We start from the raw sequence: 12033 nt of genomic DNA, 5'->3' as shown, positions 1-12033 counted from the left end.
CAAAATCATCCGCGTATCGAATGAATTGTTGCAGGACAGCGGAATTGATATCGAATCCTATCTTGCTGCCCGTATCGCTCAGCGTATTGGTCGCGGTGAGGCTAAATATCTGGTGAAAGGTACCGGTGTCGGTGCACCAGTTCAGCCGAAAGGACTCGATACATCTGTTACCGGCACAGTTGAGTCAGCAGCAGCGATCTCCTGGACGGACATTAATGCCCTGAAACACGCCATCGACCCGGCATATCGTAACAGTCCTAAATTCCGTCTGGCATTTAATGACAGCACTCTGAAGTCACTCACTGAAATGGTGGATGGTAATAAGCGGCCGTTATGGTTGCCGGAAATTACCGGTGTCGCACCGGCTACTATTCTCGGGATGCAATACGCCATTGACCAGGCTATCGACAGTGCGGAAGCGGGTAAAAAATTCATCTTCTGTGGTGACTTTGACCGTTTTATTATCCGCCGCGTTACCTATATGACACTGAAACGGCTGGTGGAGCGTTACGCAGAATTTGATCAGACTGCATTCCTCGCGTTCCACCGTTTCGATTGCTGCCTGGAAGATACCTCCGCGATTAAGGCGCTGGTGGCTAAAGGTGCCGGAAAATAACCCCGGCTTAACCGAACCCGCCGCTTAATTGCGGTTTTTTTGTGCCTGTGGTCCGGTGTGTCCACAGGTAATGGTGGGAATATGCCGTTACCGACACTTGAAAAACTGAGAGCGCAGTGCCGTATCGATGAAGACAATGATCTTGAAGATACCTTGCTTCAGACATATCTCGGTGCTGCAAAAAAACGGGCAGAAAACTATACCAACCGGACGCTGTATGACAGCGATATTCCGGATACAGATCCTGATGGTTTGCTGATTTCAGATGATATTGAAGTGGCGCTGATGCTGGCGGTCACTCATTTTTATGAAAATCGCGACCCGGCAGCGATGCCGAACGGCTTTAAAGCCATTCTTGACCCGTACCGGCATATCAATCTGTAGGTGACCAATGAAAACCGGCGAACTAAACAAACGCATCACCCTCTTCAAACCTGAACTTCAATCCGGAAACCTCGGCGATCCCCATACTGAACTGACTGAAATCACCACGGTATGGGCGAAAGCTGAGGCGATGTCCAATCGTAAAATTCGCACCGGTGACCAGGAACAGGTCATTGAAACCATGCAATTCACCGCGCGGCCACGACCGGATGTTCAGATTGACTGGGTAATTGAATATCAGCACCGGTACTTTACCGTCCGTGCCTGTGACCGCAACGACCCGGCAAAACTCATTATTACCACGGAGGCAGATACCCGACATGATCGAAAGTGACATTCTTGAGTCTCTTTCCGGTATTACCCATCTCCCCGTTTTCCCCCTGCTGCTGCCAAAAGAGGTACAGGAAGGTGTCACCTTTCAGCGAATCAGCGACCCGCGTTACGGCTCCGGCATGGTCACCACCCGTCTGGTGGAGGCACGTTTTCAGATAGGCATTCATATCCTGAATAACTATGAAAAAGTCCTGCAACTGGATAAGGCGATCTGTGAGGCGTGGGAGCCGGTCGTACACGGTTATATCGGTAATTATCCGGTACAGACAGTGCAGCGCGGCGGAATACAGCAGAACCGGGAAGAACTGACAAAAAACAGCGTCCGCTGGTCTGTTATGCGGGATTTCATCATCACCTACCCGGAGGATGCGCAGTGATAACCCGAATTGAAATATCCGGTCTGGATGAGCTCGGGCGCCGGTTACAGCAACTTGCTGTTGAGATGAAAACAAAAATTCTGCGTGAAGCCGGGCGCGAAGCAATGGAAGTGGTAAAAGACGATATGGAGCGCCATGCCGGATTCGACCCGAAAGGGAAAGGTCAGCATATGCGTGAAAATATCACCCTGAGAAGCACAGAAATCAAAGGTACCAACGGCGGCATTATGGTCACTGTCGGTCCGAAGAAAGCCGACTACATGAAAGCCCGCGCACAGGAATTCGGCACCATTAAACAGGTGGCGAAGCCCTTTATCCGTCCGGCACTCGACTACAACAAACGTGCGGTTCTGAACAAATTATCACAGCAGATCCGCCACGCACTTTCTATGTATTAACAGGAGCAAGATATGGCCGATAAAAAGACCTCGCCGGAATATGCAAAATTACCGGCGGGCACGATTGTTAAATACGGTAAGCCGGGCGATGCCGTAGCCGTAATGAAACCGCTGATTAACTGTAAGGCGCTTGGTGCCACGGGGCAATCAGGCAGCTTTGTTGATGTGACAACGCTCATCGACATGTCAAAACAGTTTATTTCAGATTTACCGGAAGGACCGGAAAAATCCCTCGGCTTTATTGACGATCCGGAAAACGAAGATTTTACAGCATTCCTCAATGCGGCAGAGAAACGCGAAACGGTGCAGTTTTATTTTGAACTGCCGAATAAGCGCACGGCAAATATGTTGTTGTCGCTGTCCGGATGGGAGCTGAATGATGTCAGCGCACCGGCGAACGAAGCCATTCAGATCACAGTGAAAGGCAAACAAAATAACCTGACATGGGGTGTTGCGGGTGTTACCGGTGACCAGGCAAAAGGGGGAACAAAATAAATGAACGGTCTGAAAGCATCACTACTGACGGCAAAGCCGGAGATCCGCGAAGTTGATATTCTCTGTGGCGTAAAAGTCAACATCCGCCGCATGACAGCCAGTGAACTGATGGCGCTGGAACAGAAAGTCTCTGACCTGAATATCGAAGGGAATGTGCGTGAAGCATCACTGCTTAACGTTGATATGTTGCTCAATTGTATTGTGGACGATGCAGGTAAACCCGTCACCAAAACCCTGCTGCCGACAGCGGATGAAATGGTTGATGTCCATGATAACGCCATTCTGATCGACGCGATTAATATCGTCAAACGCCACTCAATCGGCACCCTCGAAGAAGCAAAAAAAAACTAACTGACAGTCCGTTACTTTTCTTTGCCTATCAACTCGCGGAAGAACTCGGGGAAATCGATCCCTACCGCGTACTCAGCCTGCCGGCATCAACATTGCTTGGCTGGCAGGCTTATTTTTCCATCAAATCAGGTCAGGCTGACTCTGCTGGCAAGCCGGAAAAACCGGATTTACCGCACAGCAATGTGCCGGAATTACCGGCGCTGGTCGATCAGCAATGTGCAGACGTAATGAAAATTATCGGGGGATAAAATGGCGAATCTTGCAGATCTGCGCGTTGGCCTGTTACTTAATGATGCCACTTTCCGGTCGAATATCACCAATGCGATGAATCATGCCGGACGCGAAACAAAACGCTTTTCTGATAAGGCAAAGCGGGACGCAAAAGGTGTTGAAGACAGCTTTAATGGCATCAGCACCAAAATCACCAACGTAGCAGGTAAGCTGGCATTACTTGCCGGTACCGGGTTATCTATCGGCAGCATTTTATCGGTATCACGCCAGTACGGTCAGGCACTGGCTGACCTCAGTGCCATCACCGGTGCGTCCGCTGAGCAAATGAAGCGGTATGATGAAGCCGCCCTGAAAATGGGGCGGACAACAGAATTCGGCGCGACGAAAGTTGCCGATGCAATGAAATTACTGGCATCGGCAAAGCCTGCATTACTTAAAACCGCCGGAGCACTTGAAGAAGTAACCGCAAAATCAATTACATTGGCGCAGGCCTCTGGTATTGACCTTGCTGAGGCTGCAAAATCGCTGTCATTTAGCCTGAATCAGTACGGCGCATCGGCTATCTCTGCGGAGCGCTATATTAATGTGCTGGCAGCGGGTGCCAAATATGGTGCATCTGAAATCAATGAAACCTCTCAGGCGATTAAAACAAGCGGCACTGTCGCGGCACAGGCGGGTATCAGCTTTGAAGAGCTGAATGCGGCCGTTCAGGTTCTGGCGGATAAAGGCATTAAAGGTGCTGAAGCCGGACGGATGATGCGTAACGTCATTCTGACGCTGGAGCGGTCAGCGGATAAATCCCTGCGCCCGTCAATTGTCGGTCTTGCTGCCGCGCTGGATAACCTGGATAAAAAGAACTACTCCACCACGGCATCCGTTAAATTATTCGGTCGCGCCAATGTCAGCGCAGCGGTAAATCTGCGTGAAAATACCGATAAATTAAAAGAACTGACGACCGCTCTGACCGGGACTGACACCGCATACGATCAGGCCAGTATCCGGGCGAATAATCTCAATGGTGATCTGGAATTACTCGGTACCGCATTTGAGGGTGTGGCGCTTGCTGTTGGTCACAGTGCAGACGGCCCCATGAGGTCAGGTATTCAGGGGGTCACTGCCGCGGTAAACGGACTGACCGATAATTTCTCCACCTTGGCTAATATAGTGACATATGCTGTTTTGCCGGTGATGGCTTCCAGAATGACGATGGGGTTGCAGGGTCAGATCAAGGCATGGTATCAGACCGGGCAAGCCGCCAGAGAAACAGCAAGGCAAACACGCGACTCTGCACAGGCGACAATTGAGGCAGCAAAAGCCAGCCGATTACAGGCGCAGCAGGAATCACGGCGACTGGCACAGCAGTCTGTTATAAATCGGCAGCATGGCATGAATGTCAGCTATCAGAGTGAATATGCAGCGATCAGCCGCAGAATTCGTGAGGCTAATATTGCGGAGACAGCTGCAAAAGCCAATCTTAATGCAGCGAATAACAGATTAGCCATTTCAACCAGAGCCCTGTCCGCCGCAAGTGCGGGCGCAAGAGGGGCTTTAAATTTATTGGGTGGACCGGTTGGCGCTGCGTTGCTGGCGGGATCTGCAATATACGGATTATACAACAGCAGCGTCCAGGCGCGGGAAGGCCTGCGTAACCTGAAAAATGAAACTATAGAGACGGTCGCTGAATTGCAGCGATTATCTCAGGTTAAAGTTCAGCTGAAGCTTGATGACTGGGAAGATGATCTAAGCAAGCTGCAAACTGAAAAACAACAAATAGAAAGTCAGTTGGGACGCTATTCTGATACAGCTATAAATATAGCCAAATCCCGTGAACAAGGTACATTCGGAAGCTTGTTCTGGGACTCAAAGGAGATGACCAGGGAAAAAAATACCTTGCTCGGTCAATTAGAAGATGCAAATGCTTCAATTGAACAGCGGAAAGAGAACATCCGTAACGGACAAAAAACGGTCTCAATCGGAAAGTTTGAAGTTAAACCCAGCGAAGAAGCCCCAAAAGAAGAGCCGGTCGCCTCAACTGGTACCAATGAACTCCCTAAAACAAAAGGGAATGGTAAAAAAGAGCTTAATCAATATAAGCAACTCCGGCAGCAAATCGAATCCGAGCACGCGACCAGCCTTGAAAAAATCTCACTCAGTGAATCCGAAACACTGGAAAAGCTGAAAGAGCTGCATAAATCTGGCGGTATGTCTCAGTCTGAAATGAACCGCCTGTCTCTTATCAGCGCAGAGAACTACCAGCTTCAGCGGGTTGTTCTGGCAGAAAAACACTCACCGACAGCAGCAATACTGCGTCAGGAGCACGAAGCCAGTAAGGAAATGAAATCGCTTCTTGATGCCAGATTATTGACGGAAGAAGGGTACCAGCGAGCCCGCCTGCAACTGACGCAAACAAGCCAGCGTGACCGGCTCTCTCTGCAGGCAAAAGACATTGCATTACCCAATATCTCGCTGGCGGGTGATGTCGATCCTGTCGTGCAACTGCGGAACCAGTTGGAAGAACAGAAAGCACTCTATCAGGCATATTACAACGATGGCGTGATCAGCAAAGAGCGTTATGAAGCCCTTGTTAAACAGGCATCTGAAAAATCAAAAGAGGCGCAAATTCAGGCGGGTAAAGATCTGTATGCCGCACAGGGGAACTGGCAGAAAATGCAAATCAACCTGATTGATACGGTAGAGCAGAAAACGGCCGGTTCACTGGCCGGTATGCTGACGGGAACAAAAACCTTTTCGGAAGGACTGCGGGATCTGTCTGCGTCACTCGCTGAGTCGATTATTCAGGATCTGATTAAAATAATGATTCAGGGACAGATAACCAATGCGATTACCGGGTTGTTTGGTGGTTTTGGCGGTGCGGCAGCATCAGCAGGTGGCGGCAGCGTTCCTGTCACCGCAAATGCCAAAGGCGGCACATATAACTCACCCGGTCTGAGTCAGTACAGTAATCAGGTCGTCAGCAGTCCGACAGTATTTGCGTTCGCCAAAGGTGGCGCGCCGAATGTGGGGCTGATGGGTGAGGCTGGTGACGAAGCCATTATGCCACTGAAACGCGGACCGGACGGAAATCTCGGTATTCGCGCGTATGGCGGAGGCTCTCAGTCGTCAGCACCGGTGGTTTATATCACTATAGATGGTGACGGCAACCAGAAAACGCAGGGATCCGCTGGCTATGAGCAATTTGGCAGAGAGGTCGGTGAGTTTGTTGACGGGCGTTTCCGTGTACTTATGGCAAAAGAAACCCGTCCCGGTGGTGGTGTCTGGAATATAGCTAAGGGGAGCCGATGATCGAAATATTCACCTGGAGCCCGCGACTTAATCCGCAGGGCGATATTTTATTCAAAACCCGTAAAGCGAAATTTGGTGACGGGTATGAACAGGTCAGCGGTGACGGCATCAATGCCCGCAGCCAGAAATGGTCGCTGAACTTTACCGGTACGGAAGATTACATCCTGCCTATCCGTGACTTTATCGACAATCACGGTGGGATCCGTGCGTTTCAGTGGCGACCACCGCTGGAGCCGATAGGCTTATACCGCTGTGAAGACCCGAAGCTGACCCCGCTGGGTGGTAATAATTACTCCCTTTCCCTCACCTTTACCCAGGCATTTAAACCATGATCACATCAGATTATCAAAAGCTGGAGCCGGGCAGTGCTGTCCGGTTGTTTGAGGTTGATGGCTCAGCGTTCGGCGCACCGGACATTCTGCGCTTTCATGCCTATAACATACCGCACACCGAAGCCGAAATTTTGGCTGCCGGTGGTGATGCCGAAAAGCTGCCGGCTAAATCCGTCTGGTGGCAGGATGAAGAATACCGGGCGTGGCCGGTGCATATTGAGGGGCTGGAAGCATCAACAACCGGCTCCGGTGCGCAGCCGAAATTATCCGTTGCCAATCTGGACGGGTCGATCACGGCGCTGTGTCTTGCCTATGACGATATGCTGAAAGCGAAAGTCACGATACATGACACGTTGGTACATTACCTTGATGCCGCCAATTTCCCGGAGGATAACCCAACAGCGGATCCGACACAGGAGCGGGTATCTGTTTTCTACATTGACAGCAAGCCCTCGGAAACCGGTGAAATCGTTGAGTTTGAATTAGCCAGCCCGATGGATTTACAGGGTGTTCTGATCCCGACCCGCCAGTTACATTCTATGTGTACCTGGTGCATTCGCGGCAAATACAAATCCGGTGACGGTTGTAGCTATGCCGGGCAGAACGGTTGGTTCGATAAACACGGAAATCCGGTTGATGACCCTGCACAGGATCAGTGCAGCGGTATGCTGAACACTGGCTGCTTCCTGCGCTTTGGCAAAAACGACCCGATCCCGTTCGGTGGCTTTCCGGGAACGTCATTGCTGAGGAAATAGGTTTTTTCTGATAATGTCCCCCTTTAAATCTACTATTGGAGTGAGATTATGAAGAAATACATTATGTTATTATTACCATGTTTATTTTTATCAAATGCAGTTGCGAATGAAAATAGATATTGGTATGAAGACTGCCGTGTTTATAGCCTTGACGAAGTATCAAAACTCAGTAAAACAGCTAAAAATGAAAAAATATTAACCACAGATGAATTAAGAGCGAAGGGAAGGGAATTCACAGAAAAATATATAAAAAATGCAGAGTGTGATGTTAAAAACCTTACAGAATATAAAAAATACTTGGAAAATAAGCTATCAGTTATTGATAACTATTTAGATAAAACGAATCCTCAGTAAGGATAAAACAAGAATGCGTGATTATCTGACAAAAAAAATATTAAGCCACGCAGAATGTGAATATCCCCGCGAATGCTGCGGGGTGATAGCCCAAAAATCCCGCGTTATAAAATATTTCCCGTGTCGTAATATTGCCGGTGAGCCGGAAGAACACTTTATCTTATCGCCGGAAGACTACGCCGCCGCCGAAGACTGGGGGACGGTGACCGGCATTGTTCACAGCCACCCTGATGCTACCACTCAGCCCTCTGAGCTGGATAAAGCGCAGTGTAATGCGCTCGGGGTTCCTTGGTATATCGTCAGTTGGCCAGAAGGTGATATCCGGACCATTCAGCCTCGCGGTGACCTTCCGCTGGTGGGGCGACCGTTTGTTCTCGGTTTTACTGACTGCTACGGGCTGATTATGGATTATTACCGGCAGGAGCGCGGCATCACATTACCTGATTACCGGGTGGATTACTGCTGGTGGGAGCAGGGCGAAAACCGCTATGCCGATAATTGGCAGTCGGCGGGCTTTGTTCTGGTTGAAGATCCGCAGCCCGGCGATGTTATTGTGATGCAGGTGCAGGCGGTAGTCGCTAATCATGCGGGTATTCTGCTGGCGGATAATATGCTCCTTCATCATTTATACGGACACCTGAGTCAGCGGGTTCCCTATGGCGGGTACTGGCGTGACCGCACAGTTATGATACTGAGACATAAAATATTCATGACAAACTGACTTGCCGTGGTTACCCTTATCTTTATTTTTTAGTGGGTTTCCGGAATGAAAAAATTACTACTTGTTGCTGTGTTTACTCTGGCTGGGTGTGCCACCTCAGCGGTGAATCCTGACTTAGCTAAGGTCGCCCCTAAAGACAGAGTTTTTACCTCTGATGTAAAAAGTGAAAACACCGGCTCTGTAACTATTATTCGTGATTCAGGCATGGTCGGTGGCGGGTGTTTTGCCACAGTATTCATTGATGGTGAGCGTGCGGCAAAATTAGATCCGTCAGAAAAAACCACTTTTAATGTAAAAGAAGGTGAGCATATTCTCGGTGCTTCACTGGAAGGACGCGGACTTTGTTCATCGGGAGCGGCGCGTCAGGAGCGTGAATTTAATATAAATTCAGGTGATAATAAATATTATCGGATATTCACGGATCAAAATGGAAATATGGATATCAAGCCGACCACACTTTCCCGTTAAATTAATTTTAATATAAAAACCAAACCCGCTCCGGCGGGTTTTTTAATGGAGTCAGTATGACTGAAATCATGACAAAAATAGAGCTCGGTGGTGTACTTGGTAAAACTTTTGGCAAAGTACATCAGAGGCTCATCAGCACAACATCAGAATCTATCCGCGCACTGTGTTGTACAATCCCGGGGTTTGAGCAATTTTTAAATACAAGTAAGGCGCGGGGGCTGACTTACGCGGTATTTCGCGGAAAGAAAAATATTGGCGTTGATGATCTTGGGCTACCGGTAACCGATGAGGTTGTGCGCATCGTACCTGTAATTCTTGGTAGTAAAAAGGCTGGTGTACTTCAAACTATATTCGGTGCGGTTCTTGTGGCGGTCGGAGCCGTTGTTACCTATTTCGGAGGAGGGGCAATAGGTGTTCCGATGATGCAAATGGGTGCGGCAATGGCACTCGGCGGCATCATCCAAATGCTATCCCCGCAGCCAGGCGGACTCGCCATGAAAGACCAGGGTGAAAACAAACCCTCATACGCATTCGGATCCCCGACTAACACCGTTTCACAGGGTTACCCTGTACCCATCGGCTACGGCAAGCGCCGCATCGGTGGTGCCATTATTTCAGCAGGCATTTACGTCGAAGATCAGCAGTAACCCCTCTCTCAGCTTTTATCAGGAAACCCCATGATGAACTCAATCACCGGTCGCAAAGGTGGCGACAGCAGCCCGCGCACGCCTGTAGAACAGCCGGACGACTTACAATCCACAGCAAAAGCAAAGTTACTTCTGGCGCTCGGTGAGGGAGAATTTGCCGGTGATCTGACCGGGAAGAATATCTTTCTGGATGGTACGCCGCTGCTGAACGATGACGGCTCGGAGAACTTCAGCGGCGTGGTCTGGGAATACCGCCCCGGCACTCAGGCGCAAACCTATATTCCCGGAATGCCGTCTGCCGAAAATGAGATTAATGTCGGTACCGTCATTCAGAGTAACACCCCGTGGGTTCGCGCATTCACCAACCCGCAGCTATCCGCTGTTCGTGTCCGCCTGAAATGGCCGTCACTGTTCCGCCAGGAAGATAACGGCGACATGACCGGCAACGAAGTGAAGTACGCTATTGATCTGCAAACAGACGGCGGGAGCTGGAAAACGGTGGTGGACGGCAGCGCCAAAGGCAAAACCACCTCAGGCTATGAGCGCACCCATCGCATTGAATTACCTCAGTCCGCCACCTCATGGACGCTGCGTGTCCGTAAAATTACCCCGGATGCGAACAGTGCAAAAATCGGTGATGCGATAGTACTGCAAAGCTACACCGAAGTGATTGACGCCAAACTGACTTATCCTCACACCGCACTGCTCTACATCGAGTTTGATTCAAAACAGTTTAACGGCAGCATTCCGCAGATCACCTGTGAACCGAAGATGCGCGTTATCCGGGTGCCGTCGAATTACGATCCGGAACACCGTACCTACGCCGGAACGTGGGATGGTTCGTTTAAATGGGCGTGGACCAATAACCCCGCCTGGATATTTTACGACATTGTTGTTTCTGATCGCTTCGGTCTTGGCGACCGCATCAAAATGCAGAATATCGATAAATGGGAGCTGTACCGCGTTGCACAATACTGCGACCAGCTGGTACCGGACGGCAGGGGCGGCAGCGGTACCGAGCCGCGCTATGTGTGTGATGTTTACGTGCAGGACAGAAACGAGGCATACACCGTGCTGCGTGACTTTGCCGCAATCTTCCGGGGTATGACCTACTGGGGCGGTAATCAGATTGTCACCCTGGCGGATATGCCGCGCGATATTGATTACAGTTACACAAAAGCTAACGTCATTGACGGTAATTTCGGGTACTCCGGGAGCAGCAGCAAAGCCCGCTACTCCTCTGCACTGGTATCGTATTCCGATCCGCTCAATGGTTACTCGGATGCCATGGAGCCGGTATTTGAAACAGAGCTGGTATCACGGTTCGGTTTTAATCAGTTGGAAATGACCGCCATTGGTTGCAGCCGGCAATCCGAAGCCAACCGTAAGGGCCGGTGGGGCATTCTGACCAACAATAAAGACCGTATGGTGACCTTCAGTGTCGGCATGGACGGCAATATCCCGCAGCCCGGGTACATCATTGCGGTTGCCGATGAGCGGGTATCCGGAAAAGTAACCGGTGGGCGCGTCAGTGCCGCAGACGGGCGGAGTATCACCCTCGACCGCAAAGCTGACGCAGCAGCAGGGGACCGGCTGATGCTCAACCTGCCGTCCGGTAAATCACAGGCCCGCACTATTCAGATGGTCACTGATAACATTATCACCGTCACCACCGCGTACAGCGAAGCACCTGAGGCAGAATGTGTGTGGGTGGTTGAATCTGACGACCTGTACGCTCAGCAATACCGCGTTATCAGCGTGACAGAGAATGACGACGGCACATTTACCATCTCGGCCACCGCGCACGACCCCGATAAATACGACCGGATTGATACCGGTGCGGTGCTCGACGAACGCCCGGTAAGCGTGATCCCGCCTGGTAACCAGTTCCCGCCGAAAGACATCGTTATTGATTCTTACTCTGTCATCCGGCAGGGGATCAGCATGGAAACCATGCGGGCAACCTGGCAACCGGCAGACAACGCCATCGCCTATGAGGCCCAGTGGCGGCGTGACGATGGTAACTGGATAAACGTATTACGCAACTCAACTACGTCATTTGAGGTGCAGGGCGTGTACTCAGGGCGCTATCTGGTGCGCGTCCGGGCAATTAATGCGGCAGAAATATCCAGTGGCTGGGGGTATTCAGAAGAAACCAGGCTGACCGGTAAAGTCGGGGATCCTCCGATACCGCTTAACTTCCGCGCATCCACATTGGTTTTCGGTATCAAAATTAACTGGGAATTCGGGCAGCTCACAGAGGACACG

Annotated in this window: 16 protein-coding genes; all 16 read left to right on the top strand. The window is 50.4% G+C overall.

From position 1 onward, the window contains the following. A partial coding sequence (locus tag ACMHKJ_RS18900) for a phage major capsid protein (RefSeq protein WP_413496334.1) occupies nt 1–616 on the top strand: 616 nt, incomplete at its 5' end. Between the two features lie 81 nt (nt 617–697). Further along, complete coding sequence (locus tag ACMHKJ_RS18895; protein WP_413496332.1) at nt 698–1000, top strand: head-tail connector protein; 303 nt, start codon at nt 698–700, stop codon at nt 998–1000. A gap of 7 nt (nt 1001–1007) precedes the next feature. Continuing rightward, nucleotides 1008–1334, top strand: coding sequence for a phage head closure protein (locus tag ACMHKJ_RS18890; protein WP_413496331.1), 327 nt, complete (start codon nt 1008–1010; stop codon nt 1332–1334). Continuing rightward, complete coding sequence (locus ACMHKJ_RS18885; protein ID WP_413496329.1) at nt 1321–1710, top strand: hypothetical protein; 390 nt, start codon at nt 1321–1323, stop codon at nt 1708–1710. The genes ACMHKJ_RS18890 and ACMHKJ_RS18885 overlap by 14 nt, the downstream gene beginning before the upstream one ends. Further along, a complete protein-coding gene (locus tag ACMHKJ_RS18880) occupies nt 1710–2108 on the top strand; it encodes an HK97-gp10 family putative phage morphogenesis protein (protein ID WP_413496338.1) in 399 nt (132 codons plus the stop codon). Before ACMHKJ_RS18885 ends, ACMHKJ_RS18880 begins: the two co-directional genes overlap by 1 nt. Before the next feature lie 12 nt (nt 2109–2120). Next, nucleotides 2121–2603, top strand: coding sequence for a phage tail protein (locus ACMHKJ_RS18875; RefSeq protein WP_413496327.1), 483 nt, complete (start codon nt 2121–2123; stop codon nt 2601–2603). Next, nucleotides 2604–2954 carry a phage tail protein gene (locus ACMHKJ_RS18870; protein ID WP_413496326.1) on the top strand — a complete coding sequence of 117 codons (351 nt, stop codon included), beginning with the start codon at nt 2604–2606 and terminating at the stop codon, nt 2952–2954. It abuts the gene before it with no gap. A 92-nt stretch (nt 2955–3046) separates the two neighbouring features. Then, entirely contained in the window at nt 3047–3202 is a 156-nt protein-coding gene (locus ACMHKJ_RS18865; protein WP_413496325.1) for a hypothetical protein, read from the top strand. A gap of 1 nt (nt 3203) precedes the next feature. Next, the gene (locus ACMHKJ_RS18860; RefSeq protein ID WP_413496324.1) at nt 3204–6488 is read left to right on the top strand and encodes a phage tail tape measure protein; all 3285 of its coding nucleotides are present in this window, start codon (nt 3204–3206) and stop codon (nt 6486–6488) included. Beyond that, on the top strand, nt 6485–6820 hold the full coding sequence (locus ACMHKJ_RS18855; RefSeq protein WP_413496322.1) for a phage tail protein: 336 nt from the start codon (nt 6485–6487) through the stop codon (nt 6818–6820). Before ACMHKJ_RS18860 ends, ACMHKJ_RS18855 begins: the two co-directional genes overlap by 4 nt. Beyond that, nucleotides 6817–7575, top strand: coding sequence for a phage minor tail protein L (locus tag ACMHKJ_RS18850; protein ID WP_413496320.1), 759 nt, complete (start codon nt 6817–6819; stop codon nt 7573–7575). Before ACMHKJ_RS18855 ends, ACMHKJ_RS18850 begins: the two co-directional genes overlap by 4 nt. A gap of 48 nt (nt 7576–7623) precedes the next feature. Further along, complete coding sequence (locus ACMHKJ_RS18845) at nt 7624–7929, top strand: hypothetical protein (RefSeq protein ID WP_413496318.1); 306 nt, start codon at nt 7624–7626, stop codon at nt 7927–7929. Between the two features lie 13 nt (nt 7930–7942). Beyond that, nucleotides 7943–8650 (top strand): C40 family peptidase, encoded by a 708-nt coding sequence (locus ACMHKJ_RS18840; protein ID WP_413496317.1) that lies wholly within the window; start codon nt 7943–7945, stop codon nt 8648–8650. Between the two features lie 45 nt (nt 8651–8695). Continuing rightward, nucleotides 8696–9118 (top strand): hypothetical protein, encoded by a 423-nt coding sequence (locus tag ACMHKJ_RS18835; RefSeq protein ID WP_413496315.1) that lies wholly within the window; start codon nt 8696–8698, stop codon nt 9116–9118. 56 nt (nt 9119–9174) lie between these two features. Next, nucleotides 9175–9765 (top strand): tail assembly protein, encoded by a 591-nt coding sequence (locus tag ACMHKJ_RS18830; RefSeq protein WP_413496314.1) that lies wholly within the window; start codon nt 9175–9177, stop codon nt 9763–9765. A 33-nt stretch (nt 9766–9798) separates the two neighbouring features. Then, nucleotides 9799–12033, top strand: a 2235-nt coding sequence (locus ACMHKJ_RS18825; protein ID WP_413496336.1) for a TipJ family phage tail tip protein, incomplete at its 3' end; no start/stop codon positions are given.

The organism is Morganella psychrotolerans, assembly GCF_965118875.1.
Lineage (GTDB): Bacteria > Pseudomonadota > Gammaproteobacteria > Enterobacterales > Enterobacteriaceae > Morganella > Morganella psychrotolerans_C.
This window is presented reverse-complemented; position numbering and strand designations above follow the sequence as displayed.

Excerpts from the sequence above, each read along its gene's own strand:
- ACMHKJ_RS18895 (WP_413496332.1), top strand. The coding sequence starts at position 698 with ATGCCGTTACCGACACTTGAAAAACTGAGAGCGCAGTGCCGTATCGAT.
- ACMHKJ_RS18890 (WP_413496331.1), top strand. The coding sequence starts at position 1,008 with ATGAAAACCGGCGAACTAAACAAACGCATCACCCTCTTCAAACCTGAA.
- ACMHKJ_RS18885 (WP_413496329.1), top strand. The coding sequence starts at position 1,321 with ATGATCGAAAGTGACATTCTTGAGTCTCTTTCCGGTATTACCCATCTC.
- ACMHKJ_RS18875 (WP_413496327.1), top strand. The coding sequence starts at position 2,121 with ATGGCCGATAAAAAGACCTCGCCGGAATATGCAAAATTACCGGCGGGC.
- ACMHKJ_RS18870 (WP_413496326.1), top strand. The coding sequence starts at position 2,604 with ATGAACGGTCTGAAAGCATCACTACTGACGGCAAAGCCGGAGATCCGC.
- ACMHKJ_RS18860 (WP_413496324.1), top strand. The coding sequence starts at position 3,204 with ATGGCGAATCTTGCAGATCTGCGCGTTGGCCTGTTACTTAATGATGCC.
- ACMHKJ_RS18855 (WP_413496322.1), top strand. The coding sequence starts at position 6,485 with ATGATCGAAATATTCACCTGGAGCCCGCGACTTAATCCGCAGGGCGAT.
- ACMHKJ_RS18850 (WP_413496320.1), top strand. The coding sequence starts at position 6,817 with ATGATCACATCAGATTATCAAAAGCTGGAGCCGGGCAGTGCTGTCCGG.
- ACMHKJ_RS18845 (WP_413496318.1), top strand. The coding sequence starts at position 7,624 with ATGAAGAAATACATTATGTTATTATTACCATGTTTATTTTTATCAAAT.
- ACMHKJ_RS18840 (WP_413496317.1), top strand. The coding sequence starts at position 7,943 with ATGCGTGATTATCTGACAAAAAAAATATTAAGCCACGCAGAATGTGAA.
- ACMHKJ_RS18835 (WP_413496315.1), top strand. The coding sequence starts at position 8,696 with ATGAAAAAATTACTACTTGTTGCTGTGTTTACTCTGGCTGGGTGTGCC.
- ACMHKJ_RS18830 (WP_413496314.1), top strand. The coding sequence starts at position 9,175 with ATGACTGAAATCATGACAAAAATAGAGCTCGGTGGTGTACTTGGTAAA.